This window comes from Halosimplex salinum (assembly GCF_003730195.1).
Lineage (GTDB): Archaea > Halobacteriota > Halobacteria > Halobacteriales > Haloarculaceae > Halosimplex > Halosimplex salinum.
On sequence record NZ_QWGG01000003.1, the window covers coordinates 293,583 to 308,768 of the forward strand.

The 15,186-nt window shown below is 70.6% G+C and carries 15 protein-coding genes; 9 read left to right on the top strand and 6 right to left on the bottom strand.

The window, feature by feature from the left end:
- Positions 1-38 precede the first annotated feature (38 nt).
- The 4 genes from D1409_RS09785 to D1409_RS09800 all read left to right on the top strand — a co-directional run bounded on the left by D1409_RS09785 (position 39) and on the right by D1409_RS09800 (position 2,737).
- Positions 39-1,256 carry a potassium channel family protein gene (locus D1409_RS09785; RefSeq protein WP_123537084.1) on the top strand — a complete coding sequence of 406 codons (1,218 nt, stop codon included), beginning with the start codon at positions 39-41 and terminating at the stop codon, positions 1,254-1,256.
- A 2-nt stretch (positions 1,257-1,258) separates the two neighbouring features.
- The gene (locus tag D1409_RS09790; RefSeq protein WP_123536548.1) at positions 1,259-1,819 is read left to right on the top strand and encodes a magnesium transporter; all 561 of its coding nucleotides are present in this window, start codon (positions 1,259-1,261) and stop codon (positions 1,817-1,819) included.
- Positions 1,820-1,862: 43 nt separating this feature from the next.
- Positions 1,863-2,432, top strand: a complete 570-nt coding sequence (locus D1409_RS09795; protein WP_123536550.1) for a magnesium transporter — start codon at positions 1,863-1,865, stop codon at positions 2,430-2,432.
- 83 nt (positions 2,433-2,515) lie between these two features.
- On the top strand, positions 2,516-2,737 hold the full coding sequence (locus D1409_RS09800; protein ID WP_235853538.1) for a hypothetical protein: 222 nt from the start codon (positions 2,516-2,518) through the stop codon (positions 2,735-2,737).
- Positions 2,738-2,749: 12 nt separating this feature from the next.
- Here the strand turns inward: D1409_RS09800 and D1409_RS09805 are convergent, their stop codons facing one another.
- Both D1409_RS09805 and D1409_RS09810 read right to left on the bottom strand, forming a co-directional pair.
- Positions 2,750-3,718, bottom strand: a complete 969-nt coding sequence (locus D1409_RS09805) for a 5,10-methylenetetrahydromethanopterin reductase (protein ID WP_123536554.1) — start codon at positions 3,716-3,718, stop codon at positions 2,750-2,752.
- Entirely contained in the window at positions 3,718-4,566 is an 849-nt protein-coding gene (locus D1409_RS09810) for a coenzyme F420-0:L-glutamate ligase (protein WP_123536556.1), read from the bottom strand. Before D1409_RS09810 ends, D1409_RS09805 begins: the two co-directional genes overlap by 1 nt.
- A 144-nt stretch (positions 4,567-4,710) precedes the next feature.
- Between D1409_RS09810 and D1409_RS09815 the strand changes: the two genes are divergently transcribed.
- Positions 4,711-5,595 (top strand): inositol monophosphatase family protein, encoded by an 885-nt coding sequence (locus tag D1409_RS09815; RefSeq protein WP_123536558.1) that lies wholly within the window; start codon positions 4,711-4,713, stop codon positions 5,593-5,595.
- A 418-nt stretch (positions 5,596-6,013) separates the two neighbouring features.
- Here D1409_RS09815 and D1409_RS09820 read toward each other — a convergent pair whose 3' ends face one another.
- Positions 6,014-6,502, bottom strand: coding sequence for a metallophosphoesterase family protein (locus D1409_RS09820; RefSeq protein WP_123536560.1), 489 nt, complete (start codon positions 6,500-6,502; stop codon positions 6,014-6,016).
- A gap of 123 nt (positions 6,503-6,625) precedes the next feature.
- Between D1409_RS09820 and D1409_RS09825 the strand changes: the two genes are divergently transcribed.
- From D1409_RS09825 to D1409_RS09835, 3 genes are all read left to right on the top strand, one after another.
- Entirely contained in the window at positions 6,626-7,999 is a 1,374-nt protein-coding gene (locus tag D1409_RS09825; RefSeq protein WP_123537085.1) for an NUDIX domain-containing protein, read from the top strand.
- Between the two features lie 74 nt (positions 8,000-8,073).
- Complete coding sequence (locus D1409_RS09830; RefSeq protein WP_123536562.1) at positions 8,074-8,385, top strand: hypothetical protein; 312 nt, start codon at positions 8,074-8,076, stop codon at positions 8,383-8,385.
- 5 nt (positions 8,386-8,390) lie between these two features.
- The gene (locus D1409_RS09835; RefSeq protein WP_123536564.1) at positions 8,391-9,377 is read left to right on the top strand and encodes a DUF3179 domain-containing protein; all 987 of its coding nucleotides are present in this window, start codon (positions 8,391-8,393) and stop codon (positions 9,375-9,377) included.
- 39 nt (positions 9,378-9,416) lie between these two features.
- Here D1409_RS09835 and D1409_RS09840 read toward each other — a convergent pair whose 3' ends face one another.
- A complete protein-coding gene (locus tag D1409_RS09840) occupies positions 9,417-10,163 on the bottom strand; it encodes an MBL fold metallo-hydrolase (protein WP_123536566.1) in 747 nt (248 codons plus the stop codon).
- A 135-nt stretch (positions 10,164-10,298) separates the two neighbouring features.
- The gene (locus D1409_RS09845) at positions 10,299-13,436 is read right to left on the bottom strand and encodes a glycoside hydrolase family 2 TIM barrel-domain containing protein (protein ID WP_123536568.1); all 3,138 of its coding nucleotides are present in this window, start codon (positions 13,434-13,436) and stop codon (positions 10,299-10,301) included.
- Positions 13,437-13,767: 331 nt separating this feature from the next.
- On the opposite strand from D1409_RS09845, the gene D1409_RS09850 reads away from it, so the two are divergent.
- Positions 13,768-14,724, top strand: coding sequence for a phosphotransferase family protein (locus D1409_RS09850; RefSeq protein ID WP_123536570.1), 957 nt, complete (start codon positions 13,768-13,770; stop codon positions 14,722-14,724).
- A gap of 35 nt (positions 14,725-14,759) precedes the next feature.
- Here D1409_RS09850 and D1409_RS09855 read toward each other — a convergent pair whose 3' ends face one another.
- Positions 14,760-15,137, bottom strand: a complete 378-nt coding sequence (locus tag D1409_RS09855; protein WP_123536571.1) for a rhodanese-like domain-containing protein — start codon at positions 15,135-15,137, stop codon at positions 14,760-14,762.
- Between the last annotated feature and the right edge of the window lie 49 nt (positions 15,138-15,186).

Genomic DNA, 15,186 nt, shown 5'->3' on the forward strand with positions numbered 1-15,186 from the left:
GACATGAACTGGGCGAGTCCACGGCGCCGGTGGCACCGATGACGCCTGGCGGCCGCGGCGGCGACGCCGACGACCGCGTCGAGTACGAGCCGGTCAGCGTCAAGGAGCTGCTGGGCGAGATGAAGGACATCGCCGAGCTCCTGATCGATCTCTCCTATTCCTCCGTCCTCTTCGACAGTCGGGCGCTCGCCGAGGAGGTGCTCGAACTGGAGTCGGAGATGGACGTGCTCCAGCTGAAAGCGCGGATGAGCCTCGTGATGGCCGGCCGCTCTCCGGAGGAGGCAGAACAGCTGGCGCCGATCTTCGGCATCGTCGGCGCCGCCGAGAAGATCAGCGACGCCGCGGGCGACATCGCGAAGGTCGTCCTCGAGGACATCGGCCTGCCGACGGCGCTCCGGTCGTCGCTCCCCGACCCCGTCGAGGCGCTCGCGCGGGCTGAACTCGCCGCCGACTCCGCCTACGCCGACCGGACGCTCGCGGACATCAACCTCGAGACAGAGACCGGCGTCCGGGTGCTCGCCATCCGCCGGAGCGACGAGTGGGTGCTCAACCCCGACCGGGAGACGGTGCTCCGGGCGGACGACGTGTTGCTCTGTCGCGGCCCCGACGACGGGATCGCCGGCGTCTACGAGACCGCGACCGGCGAGCCCTTCGAGCGCCCCGCGGTGTCCGAGTCGGACATCGCGGACCTCGACCGGGCGGTCGAGACGGTGGTCCTGATGAAGAACGTGAGCGAGCTGGCGGTCGACCTGGCCTACGGGAGCGTCCTCTTCGACGACCCGGAACTCGCGCGGGAGGTGAGCGAACTCGAGGTCGAGGTCGACGCGCTCAAGTCCCGCTTCGAGGCGTGGGCGCTCCGGGCGGCCGCCGAAGTGGAGGACCCGGTGACGATCCGCGGCCTGCTCCACATCGCCGCGAGCACGGAGGTGATCAGCGACGCCGCGCTGGAGATAAGCGAGGGCGTCCTCCGCGGGCTGGGGAGCCACCCCGTCGTGCAGGCCGCCGTCGAGGCCTCCGACGAGGTGCTCGTCAGCGTCCCCGTCGCGGCGGGGAGCGACCTCGCGGACACGACGATCCGCGAGCAGGAACTGCGCACCACGACGGGGATGCTCGTCATCGCGATCCGCCGCGAGTCCGCGGGCGAGACCGACTGGCTGCTCACCCCGGACCCGGGGACGACGCTCCGCGCCGGTGACACCCTCATCGCGAAGGGGACGCGAACCGGCGCCGAGCGACTCAGGAATCTGGCCGGGTGACGATGGCGAGCGACTGGTCGGTCTCGGGGATCACGCGGCGACTCTTCCCGATCCTCGTGGCGCTGACGCTGCTCGAACTGGTCGGCGGGCTCACCCTCGGATCCTTCGAGGCGACGCTCCGGCGCTACCCATCCCTGCTCGTCCTCGTGCCGGTGACCATCGGGACCGCGGGGAACCTCGGGAGCGTCCTCTCGGCGCGACTGTCGACCGCGTTCCACCTCGGGATCCTCTCCTTCGACGTGACCGACGACGAGCTCCTCGGGAACACCATCACGACCGTCCTGCTGGCGGTGACCGTCTTCCCGGTCGTCGGCGCCGGCGCGTGGGCCGTCGCGCGGGTGACCGGCGGGGCGCGACTCCCGGTCGAGACCGTGGTCGCGGTGGCATCGATTAGCGGGCTCGTCCTCGCCGTCCTCGCCGTGGCCGTCACGGTCACCGCGGCTTACACCGCCTACCGGTTCGAGGCCGACCCCGACGACGTGGTCATCCCCGTCGTGACCAACGTCTGTGACGTGCTCGGCGTGATCGTCCTGTTCGGCGTCGTCCGGGTGATCGTCACGTGACCCGGACGGGGCGACAGCGCGCGCCTGGAGGTGAGTCCCCGCCGTGTCGGTGAGAGAGACGATCGTCGAGGGGTACCGCGGCGCCCTGCCGACGCTGCTGGTGAGCGCGCTCGGCGGGCTGCTCGCCGGGGGTATCCTCGGCGGGATGGAGGCCGAACTCGAGGCGGTCCCGGGCCTGCTGGTCGTCGTGCCGGCGTTCCTCGCGATCCGCGGGAGCGTCTACGGGTCGCTCGGGTCGCGGCTGTCGAGCGCGCTCCACCAGGGGCTCGTCGAACCGCATTTCACCCCTGACGACCGACTCGTGAGCGCGATCGCCGCCGCCCTGCTCAACGGTCTCGGGGCCAGTCTGGTCGCCGCGACGTTCACCTTCGCCATCCTCACCGCGCTCGGCCGGCGGGTGGCGCCGCTGTGGACGCTCGCCCTGATCGCGCTCGTGGGCGGCGCGCTCGCCGGCGTGATACTGGTCGCAGTCATCGTCGTCGTCGTCTTCGGCGGCTACCGCCGCGGGATGAACCCCGACAACCTCGTCGGCCCGACGGTGACCACGGCCGGCGACATCTTCGGGATGGCCGCCCTCTTCGTCGCGACTCGCCTCGCGCTCGCCGTGACCTGACCGCCCGGATGCGATAGATCGCCGGGCGCTCGCCCCTGCGTCGACACGAAACCTCGAAGTACGGGGGGTCCAAAGGCTCTGGTATGGCAGACCTCGCAAGTTCGGCGATGGAGCTGGTAAACAGCATCATCGAGATGCCCGGCCACTTCCAGGAAGTCGCGACGCACGACCCGATCAGCGCCGTCCTGATCGCCTTCGGCGCGCTGTTCGTCCTCGCCCCGAGCGCGGCGCTCGGCTACCTCTCGCTGGGCGCGTTCCTCTCGCTGTTCACCGTCGATAGCTCGCCGCCGCCGGAAGCGCAGTAAGCGGTCGCCGCGCTACGCAGTGTGATTCTCGCCGAGTAGCTCGATAGCTCGCTCCACGTCCGGCCCGAGCGGCGACGCCGCGACGAAGCTGTCCGCGTACTCCAGCACCGCATCGATCTCCGCCTCGACCTGTTCGGGCGTCCCCGCGATACAGAACGCGTCGAGCATCGACTCCGTGACTCGCTCGGCCGCTTCGCGGAACTCGCCCGAGGAGACGGCGTCGCTCACGGCCGCTGCCGCCTCGGCGTCGATGTCGTGGCGCGAGAGCACCGGCGGGGGCGCGCCGCCGGCGACGAACGCCACCGGGAAGCGTGCGGTCTCGCGGGCCGCGGCCGCGTCCTCGGCGACGCTGACCGACGCGTAGGCGGCGAAGTCGAACTCGCCGCGGTCGTCGGGGCGCTCGTCGAGTCCCTCCGCGACGCGCTCGCTCGCCCACTCGTAGTCGCGCGGGTGCGCGCCGTTGTAGAGGACGCCGTCTGCGTGTTTGGACGCCATCCGGGTCATGTGCGGGCCCTGCGCGCCGACGTACACCGGGATCGAACCGACGTCGTAGTTGAGGCCGGCGTCGTCCGCGGTGAAGGTGCCGTCGTGGTCGACGCGCTCGCCGGCCCAGAGGCGCTGGGCGATCTTGAACGTCTCCAGCACGCGCCGGAGCGGGGTGTCGGGGTCGACGCCGAGGTTGGCGAGCGTCGAGGCGTCGCCGGGACCGACCCCGAAGACGCCGCGACCGCCGCTGTACTCGTCGAGCGTCGCCATCCGCGAGGCGAGGGTGACGGGGTGGGTCTCGTAGGGGTTGGCGACGCCCGGTCCGACGAGGATGTCGTCGGTCTCGGCCGCGATGGCCGTCAGCGCGGCGAACTGGTCGCGGTTGTTGTAGTGGTGGCTAACGAAGGCGGCGTCGAACCCGGCGGCCTCGGCGGTCTCGCCGAACCCGGCGAGCGTCGAGACGGGGTGTTCCGGGGTGAGTTCGACGGCGCGCATCAGTCGGTCGCCTCCGCGTCGGCGGCGTCCGTCGGAGTGTCGGTGTCGGCGGTGTCGTCGCCGTCGTCGGCGTGTCCGTCGACCTGTCGTAACCGGTCCTTGTCGTAGTCCCACTCCCGGAGCGCGTCGCGGACGTAGTCGGCGTTCTCGGAGCGGAAGAGCCCCTCGTGTGGCTCGTGGTCGCCGAACTCGAAGCCGCGCACCACGACGACGGGGAGGCCGTCGTCGCCCTCACCGGTGAGGAGATTCGCGGCGGCAGCGAGTTCGTCGGCGACGGCTTCGACGGTGACGCCGAGTTCCCGGCCGTCGCGGTCGGACTCCCCCCGCCAGTCGCGCGCGGCGGGCATCCCCGCGAGGCCGAGCGCGACGCCGCGCTGGCCCTGGCGGAACGGGCGCCCGGACGTGTCGGTCACGATCACGGGCGCGTCGAGCGCCTCGTGGATCCGCTCGGCGCTGGCCGAGGGGTCCTCGGGCAGCAAGAGCAAGTCGGCGTCGGGGACGTTCGAGCGGTCGATACCCGCGTTGACGGAGATGTGGCCGAACCGGGTCACCGCGAGCATGAGCGGTTCCTCGGTGAGCAGTTCCTGACTCTCGTCGATCACGGCCTGCGCGAAGCGCGGGTCTTTTTCCTCGCCGGCGAGCGCGCCGATGCGGTCGGCGATGCGTTCGGCCTGCGGGCCGGGGTCGAACTCGGAGAGGTCGGCCTGTCGGCCCTCGGCCTTCGAGACGATAGAGTGCGAGACGCAGACGACGTCGTCCTCGTGCAGGTCGACCCGCTCGGCGATCAGTTCGCCCACGTCGTCGCCGGGGCGAACTTCGGGGAGGCCCTCGACCGCGAACAGTTCCATACCCGCCCTGTGTGTCCCCCGGGCAAAAACACCGCGCTACGAGCAGGGTTCGCCCGGACCGGTGACGAAGCAGTCGCCGGCGACAGGGCCACCCCGGCCACCGATCCGAAACGATAGTAGGCCCCCCGCCGCTCAGACGTGAGCATGAGCGACGACCCCGCTCCCGTCCCCACCGATAGCGAAGCCGCTCCCACCTCCACCGATGGCGACGCCGCCGCCATCTCCACCGATAGCGACGCCGCAGCCCTCGCCGACGTGGCCGTGCGAGCGGTCGAGTCCGCCGGCGACTACCTCTCGGAGAGCTTCCGCAACGGCGGCACGCCCGCCGACTACACCGCCAAGGACGTGAAAGCCGAAGCGGACCGCGAGGCGGAACGGCGCGTCCTCGACGCGATCACCGACGCCTACCCCGACCACCGGATCTCCGCCGAGGAGTCCGGCGACCACGCGGGCGACGGCGCGTACCGCTGGGTGGTCGATGCCCTCGACGGCACGAACAACTTCACCGCCGGGATCCCCACGTTCGGCGTCGCGGCGACCGTCTGCGAACGCCCCGAACCCGGCGCGCCGGAGGACGACCCCGTCGCCACCGCCGTCCACGTGCCGGTCCTCGACGACACCTACGTCGCCGAGCGCGGCAACGGTGTCCGGTACAACGGGACCACCGTCGAAGTGACAGACGGCACGGCGCTCCCGCCGGAGAAGGCGACCGTCGGGATGATCATCGGCCCCGAGGTCGTCTCGGGGGGCGTCGAGCGCGAGGAGTGGGACGCGATCACCGACGCCGTCGAGACGGTCCCCAAGCGCGCCATCCAGACGTGGGCGCCCGTCGTCTACTGGGGCCTGCTCGCCCGCGGACAACTCGACGGCTTCGTCTGCTACTACCCCGCCGAACGCGAACAGGTGGCCGGGAAGCTACTGGCCCGCGAGGCCGGGGCCGTCGAGCGCTCGGACGGCCCGCTCACCGTCTTCGGCGCCGACGAAGAGATCTGTGACGCGCTCTGGACGGCCGCGAGCGGCGCGCTGTAGGAAGGGGGTTCTGCGGTCCGCGGGTCGCTGTGGCGCGCGCCGTCGAGGGTTTCATCCCGAGACGGCGTCGTGCGAGGGACGAGGAGCGCAACGGAGTGAGCACCGCAGTCGGTTGGGGAGGCGTGTGGCACGGTGCTGTGCGGTCCCTGGCGGACTGAAAGGGCGAGACACGGTCGCGTTCAGTTCAGTCGCCTGAGCGGGCACTATCCGACCGAAGGGAGGATATCCTGCTCAGCGACCGCGAGCGGGTCGAGGGCTTTCGTCGCTTGCTCTCGAACGCGGTAAGAACAACTCCTGACGAGCGGGGCGAGGGCTTTCGTCGCTTGCTGTCGTCTGCGCCGAAGATCACTGCTAGCGAGCGGGTCGAGGGCGTTCACCGCTCGTCGTCGAAGACGGTCGAAACAGTCCAAACAGACACTCAGACTTCGTGAACCGTAACGTCCAGTTCACCGTCCGACACGTCGGCGGTCATCATCGTCGGTCGGTCAGCGGGCGCCGCGCCGGTCGCGCTCCCGGGGTTCAACACGCGAACACCGTCGTGCTCGCGGTCGGTGACCTGATGGGTGTGACCGGCCACGCCCACCCGCGGTTCGTCGGCCTCTTCGCGAACCGCCCGCGCAACCCGGTCGATCCAGCTGCGCTTCGAACCGGTGCCGTGGAGCACGACGAACGTCACGCCGCCGAACTCGACGCTCACTCGTTCGGGCAGGCCGACGCGCGGGTCGGTGTTGCCCGCGACCGCGGTCAGTTCGCGGGCGAGGTCCTGCACGTTGGCGAGCGTCCCTTCGGAGTCGAAGTCGCCGGCGTGGATCGTGTGGTCGGCCGAGCGGATCCGCTCGCGGAACGCGTCGGGGATCCGCCGCGCGCGAGACGGGATGTGCGTGTCGCTGACGAGAGCGAGCCTCATACGAGCGTCTTCGAAGCGGACGGTGAAGTCGGTTTGCAACGCGGAATCGCCGCGGGGGACGCCACACCGCGAGCCACCCCGACGCTCATGCCGGCCGGCGACCAACGTGGACACGACCGAGCGATGCCCGGAGACAGGAACGGCGCGGAGGCCGAGACTGAGACCGACACCGATCTCACGGAGACCCACGTCGTGACGGTGTTCCTGCGGAACGGGGGCGACGTGCTCCTCCTCCGCCGGAGCGACGCGGTCGGGTCCTACAGCGGTCGGTGGGGCGCCGTCGCCGGCCACGCCGACGGCGACCCCCAGGCCGCGGCCCGCGAAGAGATCCGCGAGGAGACCGGTCTGGACCCCGAGACGGAGACGACGCTCGTCCGATGGGGCGACCCGTTCGAGGTGGTCGACCGCGACCTCGGCAAGCGGTGGGTCGTCCACGCCTCACTCTTCGACTGCCAGTCGCGAGCGATCGAACCGAACGAGGAGACGACCGAGTACGAGTGGGCGCCGCCGACCGCTATCCTCCGCCGCGAGACCGTCCCGGAGCTGTGGACCTCCTACGAGCGTGTGCGGCCGACGCCGGAGGCCGTCGCCGCCGACCGCGACCACGGCTCGGCCTACATCTCACTGCGCGCGCTGGAAGTCCTCCGGGACGAGGCCGCGCTGGCAGTCGAAGGCGGCGACGGCGACGGCAACGGCGACGGCGACGGCAACAGCGACAGCGACGGCAAGGCCACGTCGACGTGGACCGCCCTCGAAGCCGTGGCCCGCGAACTCCTCGAGGCCCGCCCGTCGATGGCCGTCGTCACGAATCGGGTCGATAGAGCGGTCCACGCAGCCAGCGAATCGGCCGACCCAGCGGCGCTCGAACGTACTGCCCACGAAGGCATCAATCGCGCAACCGCTGCAGACGCGGACGCGGCGGCGCTCGCTGCGGACCGATTCCCCGACAGCGTCGCGACACTCTCCCGGTCGGGAACGGTCGCGGCGGCGGTCGAGCGGGCTGACCCGGTGGTGATTCTGGTGGCCGAGTCGCGGCCGGGCCGAGAAGGAGTCGGGACTGCGGAGCGGTTCGCGGAGACCACGGACGCGACGCTGACGCTGACGACCGACGCGGCGCTGGCCGACCGACTGGCGGCGACGGGCGTCGAAGCGCTGGTCGTCGGCGCCGACACCGTCCTCCCGGACGGGCAGGTCGTGAACAAGGTCGGGACGCGGGGCGCCGCGCTCGCCGCCGCGAACGAGGGGGTCGACTGCTACGTCGTCGCCGCGAGCGAGAAGATCGCACCTGCGGGAGCGGACGATGCGGTCGACCGCGAGGAGCGCGACCCGGCGGAGGTGTACGACGGCGACGCCGACCTGCGCGTCGCGAACCCGACGTTCGACGTGACGCCCGCCGAGTCGGTCGACGCCGTCGTGACCGAGCGCGGCGTGCTCGACACCGATGGTATCGGAGCAGTCGCCGAGGAACATCGCGAACTGGGCGAGTGGCGGCGGTAGCGACTCGCCCGCGCTGACCCACACCGCACCACTCCGCACAACCGTTTTCACTGCGAACGCCCTCGATCCGGGTAGTGACAGCCAGCACCACCACCGACGGTGTCGCGGAACGGGTCGTCCTGCGGTACGCGCCCGCGACCGACCGCGTCACCGAGGAACTCGCGACGTCGCGCTACAGCGCCTACCTCCGGCGAGCGGAGGACGGACCGGTCGCGGCCGGCGACGCCTGGGACCACTTCGTCAGCTGCGGCTGTGGCACCACGAAGGACGTGACGCTCACCGTCGACGCCGTCGAGGGCGGTGACCACGTCGGTGCGGACACCGAGTTCACTTTCGTCCCCGCCGAGGGCGGGGACGCCACCGACGAAGCCGACTCGTCGGAGTGACCGGGATGCAGGTCCGCGACGTGCTCCCCCGCGACGCGATCCCGAGCATCGACGATCCGACGTTCGACGGCGAGTACTTCGGCGACGGCGACGACGTCGTGATCGTCGTCGAGGGTGCGAGCGGAACCGTCCGCGCCTATCCCGTCCGGATCCTCAGCTATCACGAGATCGTCAACGACGAGATCGACGGGCGACCGGTCGCGGTCACGTGGTGCCCCATCTGCGGGAGCGCCGTCGTCTTCGACCGGCGGGCGGACGGTCGCGTGCTGACGTTCGGTACATCTGGCAAACTCGCCGACGACGGACTGGTGATGTACGACCGCGAGACCGACAGCGAGTGGCGCCAGCCCTCGGGCGAGGCCATCGCCGGCGCACTCGACGGACGGACGCTCGACGTCCTGTCCGCGACCGTGACCACCTACGAGCGGTTCGCGGTGGACCATCCCGAGGGGCGCGTCCTCCGACCCGTGAAGGGCACAGGGGGCCCCGGTGACCCGTCGGCGCGGAAACACTACGAGATGGCGCCCTACGAGGAGTACGAGCGTGCCACCGACTTCGGCCTCTACGCGATGCGGGGCGAGGGCGAGCGCCGAGAGTGGAACCGCGCGGACTTCGGGCCGAAGACGGTCGTCCTCGGGATCACCCGCGAGGGTGAAGCGGTCGGATACTCCCTTCCCCGGGTCCGCGACGCCGGCGGTGTCGTGACCGACTCCGTCGGCGGTCTCGACGTCGTCGTCTTCGCCGCCGGCGACGAACTCCACGCCTTCGAGGGCCCCGGATACGACTTCGAGCGGGTCGACGATAGCGACGGCAGGGCGGGCGAGAGAACCGGAACCGACGGATCAGACCAGTTCCGTGCCGACGGCACGAACTGGGACGGCGTCACCGGCGAGAGCGCAGACGGGCGAGCGCTCAACCCCGTCCCCGCCAGACGGCTCTACGCGTTCGCCTGGCAGGACGACCACGGGTCGGACGCCTTCTACGGGCGCTGAGAAGCGGGTGTCGAGGCCCTGAGGCGGAACGGTACGCGCTCAGGTCTCGTCGAGGGCGACCGGAACGCCGGCGCCGGCCACGTCGGCGGCGAACGCCCGCGAATCCGTCTCGAGGGTCGAGAAGGTGTTGTAGTGGACCGGGACGACGAGTTCCGGCTCCATCGCGGCGGCGAGCGCGGCCGCCTCGTGGCGGTCCATCGTGAACCGCGGGCCGATCGGCGGGCAGAACACCGACACGTCGACGTTCTGGTGCGGGCCCAGCGCGTCCGTGTCGCCGGGGTAGAGCACTCGCTTCCCCTCCACGGCGGCGATGAACCCGCAGCCGAACCCCTCGGGGTGGAACGGAGTGCCGTCCGGGCGGGTGTGTGGGCCGTCGGGTTCGTTGTACGCCGGGACCGTCCAGAGCGGTACGTCGCCGACGGTCAGGCTGTCCCTGTCGCCGACCGTCTCCACGTCGTAGGGCAGCGACGACAGCGGCGGCAACTCTCGGTCCTCGACGTGTTCCTCGATGGCCTCGTATGCGACGATGGTCGTGTCGGGGCCGGCGACCCGATCGACGCCGTCGGGGTCGTAGTGGTGGACGTGGGTGAGACACACCACGTCGGCGTCCTCCGGGCGGTAGTCCCGGGCGGGCGGGTGGCCGACGCCGTCGGTGTCGGGCTCCCACTCGCCGGTGAGGACGCCGTACCGACCCGGGTCGGTGTAGACGACGGTCTCCTCGCCGGCGAAGCGCAGCGTGGCGTAGCCCAGCCACTCGACGGTGATCCCGTCGTGGCGTACGGTCATTGCCTCGAATACGCGCCCGAGCCCACATAAGTCGGGTGCTTGTCGGCGGGCCCGCTGTGAATTCAATGAGATCTGTTGTATACACACCGGGACTGTATCGGGCCCCTCCGTGGCCGGCGACCGACGTGGGGGCGTTCAGTCCGCGACGAACGGACGGAGTTCGACCGAGAACTCCACGGTGTCGGGCTCGACGCGGTACCGTTCGAGCGTCTCCGGGCCGCAGCTCCCGGTTCCGAGGCCACAGTGCGTGTGGTCGAGCGAGACGGAGATCTCGTCGCGCTCGGGCAGTTCGTGGACGTGGTCGGCCGCTTCCAGGTCCGCCGTCGTGTAGCGGTGGGCGGTCACGTCGAGCAGCGAGTCGCCGGTCACGCGCAGCCCGACGCCGCTCCCGTCGGTGAAGGTCGCCCAGCGCAGGTCCGTCCGGTTGCCGTTCGCCTGCGGCCTGACGTAGGGCGTGTGCAGGTCGGTCACGTCGCGCTCGTAGCGGCCGACCAGCGACGACCGCTTGCTGTCGGCGTAGGACTCGCCGGGGCCGCGCCCGTACCACGTGACCGTCTCGAAGTCGCCGGGCAGCTGCAAGTCGAGGCCGACGCGCGGCAGCGAGGGCAGCACGGACATGTCCCCCTCCGGTTCCAGTCGCGTCTCGATCGCGACCGACCCGTCGCCGGAGACGGTGTACGTCTGCTCCGTCGCGAAGCCGTGGTCGTACACCGGCGGCGCGAGTCGGCCCGTGACCGTGATTTCGACCGCGTCGTCACCCTGCTCGTGGGTGACCTCGTCGGTCCGGAACTGGAGGCTGTCGAGTCCGTGCTCACGCCAGATCTGCGCGAACCCGATGGTCCAGAACTGCCCCGGTTCCAGCGTCGCTTCCCGCTCGGACAGCTCGGTCAGTCGCGAGAGGAGCTGGCCGTCGAGAGGCAGTCCGCGGTCGTTGTCGGTCGGCGCCCGCCAGAGGTCGACCCGCGGCCCGTCGGCGACGAGTTCGGTCCCGTGGTAGGTCAGCGAGTCCACGACCCCGTCGGTGTCGTCGAACACCAGTTCGAACTCGGGGCCGGAGACGACGATGCCGTCGTCGGTCCGTTCGGAGGTGAGCGGCCCGGTGTCGACACGCGGCGTCGCCGGCTCGCCGCTGTCGGGGAGTTCGAACTGCCCGGTCGCGACCGTGTGGCCCGCGCCCGCCCACGCAGTCGCGCCCGCAAGTGAGACCTCGATCGTCAGCAGGTGCTCGGCGTCGCCGCGCTCGGTGTCCTTGATGGGGACCGCGACGGATTCGCGCTCTCCCGGAGCAACGTCGGGGAGGCCGAGGGCACCGCTCTCGACGATTTTGCCGTCGGCCTCGACGCGCCAGGAGGCGGCCAGGTGGTCCAGCGAGCGGAAGTCGTAGCGGTTCTCGACGACGACCTCGCCGCGGTCGAGGTCTCCGGCGGCGAGCGTCACCGGCTCGATGACCTTCTTGTACTCGACCAGGCCGGGCGAGGGCTCGCGGTCGGGGAACACGAGCCCGTTGATGTTGAAGTTCGCGTCGTTGGGCTCGTCGCCGAAGTCGCCGCCGTAGGCGAACCACTCCTCGCCGTCGTCGGTCCGCTGGCGCAGCCCCTGGTCGAGCCAGTCCCAGACGAACCCGCCCTGCAGGCGGTCGTGCTCGTCGATCATGTCCCAGTACTCGCCGAGGCTGCCGGGCCCGTTGCCCATCGCGTGGGCGTACTCGCACATGATGACGGGGTGGTCGTAGTCGTCTTCGGCGGCCCACGCTTCCAGCTGGTCCCACGGCGGGTACATCGGCCCGACGATGTCCGAGACCTCCTGCTCGGTGTCGGGCTCGTAGTGGATCGGCCGCGTCGGGTCGCGCTCGCGTGTCGCTTCGGCCATCGCGACGTGGTTCTCGCCGAAGTCCGACTCGTTGCCGAGCGACCAGACGACGACGCTCGGGTGGTTCTTGTCCCGCTCGACCAGCCGAACCATGCGGTCGACGTAGGCGTCGCGCCACTCGGGCGCGTCGCTGACGTGGGGCGTCTCCGGCGCGTTCTCCATCCCGTGGCACTCGATGTCGGTCTCGTCGAGGACGTACAGCCCGTACTCGTCGCAGAGGTCGTAGAACCGGGAGTCGTTCGGGTAGTGGGCCATCCGAACGGCGTTGATATTGTGCCGCTTCATCAGTTCGACGTCCTCGCGCATGGCGTCCGTCGGCACGTGGCGGCCGCGGTCGGGGTGGAAGTCGTGGCGATTGACGCCGCGGATCGTCACCGCCTCGCCGTTGACGAGGAACTGCCCGTCCGCTATCTCGACCTCGCGGAAGCCGACCGTCTCCGTGACGACCTCGGCCGGGTCGCCAGCGCTCGCGTCCCGGCCGTCGCCGTCGCTCAGTGCGAGTTCGAGCGTGTAGCAGGTCGGCGTCTCCGCCGTCCACTTGTCGGGGTCGTCGACGGTCGTCTCCAGCGTGACCGTCGCCGCGTCGCCCGCGCGGACCTCCGCGGTCCCGCCGAGTTCGGCGACGGCCGCCCCGTCCTCGTCGCGGAGCGTCGCCGCGACCGTTCGCGTGGCTTCGCTCGATCCGGCGTTCGCGAGTTCGACGTCCGCACGCAGGGTCGCGTCCTCGTACTCGCTGTCCAAGTCTGTGTGCACGTCGACGTCGGCGACGTGCGCCTCCGGGAGAGCGTAAGCGTAGACCTCTCGGAAGATGCCGCTCAGCCACCACATGTCCTGGTCTTCGATGTAGCTCCCGTTGGACCACTTGTAGACGCGGACCGCGACCGTGTTCTCGCCGGGCTCGACGTGCTCGGTCACGTCGAACTCCGCGGGGAGGCGCGCGCCCTCGCTGTAGCCGACGCGCTCGCCGTTCACCCAGAGGTGAAACGCCGAGTCGACGCCCTCGAAGTGGAGGCGAACGCGGCGGCCGTCCCACTCCTCGTCGACGTGGAACGTCCGGCGATACGACCCGGTCGGGTTGTCGGTGGGGACCCGCGGCGGGTCGACCGGAAACGGGTAGTCGACGTTCGTGTAGTGGGGACGCCCGTAGCCCGCGGCCTGCCAGTTCAGCGGGACCTCGACGTCGTCCCAGTCGTCGGCGTCGAACGTGGGGTCGGCGACCCCCTCGGGAGCGTCGGACGGCGTCGGTGCCAGGTCGAACTGCCACTCGCCGTTCAGGAGCGCGATCCACGGCGAGGCCGCACGGGCGCCGTCCCGTGCGGTCTCGGCGTTCGCGTAGGGGAGGACGTCCGTGTGCGGTACGAGCCGGTTCCGACCCACGATTTCGGGGTCGATCCAGTCTTCCATGTCGTGCGTTCTGTGCGAGCGGGTGGGGTTTATTCTTCCGGGTGCCCGACTTTTGGCGGCCGACGCCGACGCGCGGCCCGGACCGACCGCTATCGCCGTCCGTCGGACGCGGTTGAATATCCTTTTCACTGGCGACAGACTACCCACTCACGGTGGCGATGACGAGCAGTTACCCCCACTGAGCCCCTTGTGACGAGGAGTTTTCCCGAGCCACCATCGACACTCCGCGAGCGGAGCGGTCGCTCCGTCGAAACCAGCGACGACAGGCGAACGGCCGTCGACAGACCGCAGTAGCCGAAATACCTATGCCGGGGCAGTCTCCCATTGGGCCATGGACGACGCAGTCGCTCTCGCGCTCGACGCCGAGTTCCCGGAGCGGACGGTCGAACGAACGGGACCCGCAGGCCCCTCGTGGAACGAGAACAACCGAACGGTTCTGGTCGAGTTCGCCGACGGCGGGGTCGTCTACCTGAAAGTCGCGACCGACGGCGACCCCTCGCGGATCGCTCGCGAGCGCGCGGCTATCGAGTACGTCGCGGCTCACTGCGAAGTGCCGGTCCCGGACGTACTGGGGAGCGACGTGGACGGGTCGACGCCGTACCTCGCTACCGCACCCCTCTCCGGGCGGGCCGTCGGGGACCACTGGGAGGAGTGGACGACGGACGAGCGGACCGAGACCGCCCGGCTGGCCGGTGAGACGCTGGCGGCTCTCCACGGAGTCGGGTTCGACCGCCCCGGTCGGATAACCGGCGGTGGCGCCGACGGGCTCGACGTCCGAGCGGAGGCCTGGCCCGACCAGCTCCTGGGGAGCGTCGAGTACATTCGCGAACTGGCTCCCTCCGACCGCTTCGACCACCACTTCGAGGCGGCACACGAGGCGGTCGAGGCGAACCACGATCGCCTGACAGGCGTCCCGAGCGTGCTCGTCCACGGGGACGTGACCCGGGGGAACTGCTTCCGCCGGGCGGACGGCGTCGCTCTGCTCGACTGGGAAGACGCCTACGCCGGCGATCCGGTCCGGGAGATCCGCCGGACACAGCGGCAGCTCCTCGACCCCGTCGGCCGAGAGCCCGACGAGAGGACGGTCACCGCGTTCCACGACGGATATCGGGACCGAGCGGGCGGACTCCCCGACGGATTCGACGAACGGGCGCCGATCTACGCGGTCGTCTCCTTCCTGGACACCTCCGGCTTTTTCGACACGTGGGCGCCCGAGGCGGACGAGCCGACCGACGAGATCGCCGACTGGGTCGAGGCGGAGATGGACCGACGGCTAGCGGCGGTGTAGAGCGAGACCGCGATGGAACCAGAGCGACGACGCAGTCAGAACGGCGCCGCGGACTCGTCGCCCGAGTCGCCCGACGCGTCCGCAGCCTCCAGCGGTCCGTCCCACGCCTCCAGCCCGCCGTGCAGGCTCTCGACGGGGCCGTCGACACCCTCGTAGGACCCGACGAGACGAGCCGCCTGCACGCTGGACTTGCCGAGCGGGCAGACCGTCACGACGCGCTCGGCGCCGTCGAGTTCCTCGACCCGGTCGGTGAGTCGATTCGCCGGGATGTTCTCGCTCCCGGGGATGTGCCCCCGCTCGAACGCGCCGGGGTTCCTGATGTCGACGATCCGCAGATCCCCATCCTCGTCCCCGTTCGCTCCCGAGTCGTCCAGTAGCGCCTGCAGTTCCTCGACTGAGATCTCGCCGTCCATTCTTGGTCGCGATCGGTGGTCGGACGGCATAGGTTCGTCGGAGTCCAGC

Excerpts from the sequence above, each read along its gene's own strand:
- D1409_RS09785 (WP_123537084.1), top strand. The coding sequence starts at position 39 with ATGACGCCTGGCGGCCGCGGCGGCGACGCCGACGACCGCGTCGAGTAC.
- D1409_RS09790 (WP_123536548.1), top strand. The coding sequence starts at position 1,259 with ATGGCGAGCGACTGGTCGGTCTCGGGGATCACGCGGCGACTCTTCCCG.
- D1409_RS09800 (WP_235853538.1), top strand. The coding sequence starts at position 2,516 with ATGGCAGACCTCGCAAGTTCGGCGATGGAGCTGGTAAACAGCATCATC.
- D1409_RS09805 (WP_123536554.1), bottom strand. The coding sequence starts at position 3,718 with ATGCGCGCCGTCGAACTCACCCCGGAACACCCCGTCTCGACGCTCGCC.
- D1409_RS09810 (WP_123536556.1), bottom strand. The coding sequence starts at position 4,566 with ATGGAACTGTTCGCGGTCGAGGGCCTCCCCGAAGTTCGCCCCGGCGAC.
- D1409_RS09815 (WP_123536558.1), top strand. The coding sequence starts at position 4,711 with ATGAGCGACGACCCCGCTCCCGTCCCCACCGATAGCGAAGCCGCTCCC.
- D1409_RS09820 (WP_123536560.1), bottom strand. The coding sequence starts at position 6,502 with ATGAGGCTCGCTCTCGTCAGCGACACGCACATCCCGTCTCGCGCGCGG.
- D1409_RS09825 (WP_123537085.1), top strand. The coding sequence starts at position 6,626 with ATGCCCGGAGACAGGAACGGCGCGGAGGCCGAGACTGAGACCGACACC.
- D1409_RS09835 (WP_123536564.1), top strand. The coding sequence starts at position 8,391 with ATGCAGGTCCGCGACGTGCTCCCCCGCGACGCGATCCCGAGCATCGAC.
- D1409_RS09840 (WP_123536566.1), bottom strand. The coding sequence starts at position 10,163 with ATGACCGTACGCCACGACGGGATCACCGTCGAGTGGCTGGGCTACGCC.
- D1409_RS09845 (WP_123536568.1), bottom strand. The coding sequence starts at position 13,436 with ATGGAAGACTGGATCGACCCCGAAATCGTGGGTCGGAACCGGCTCGTA.
- D1409_RS09850 (WP_123536570.1), top strand. The coding sequence starts at position 13,768 with ATGGACGACGCAGTCGCTCTCGCGCTCGACGCCGAGTTCCCGGAGCGG.
- D1409_RS09855 (WP_123536571.1), bottom strand. The coding sequence starts at position 15,137 with ATGGACGGCGAGATCTCAGTCGAGGAACTGCAGGCGCTACTGGACGAC.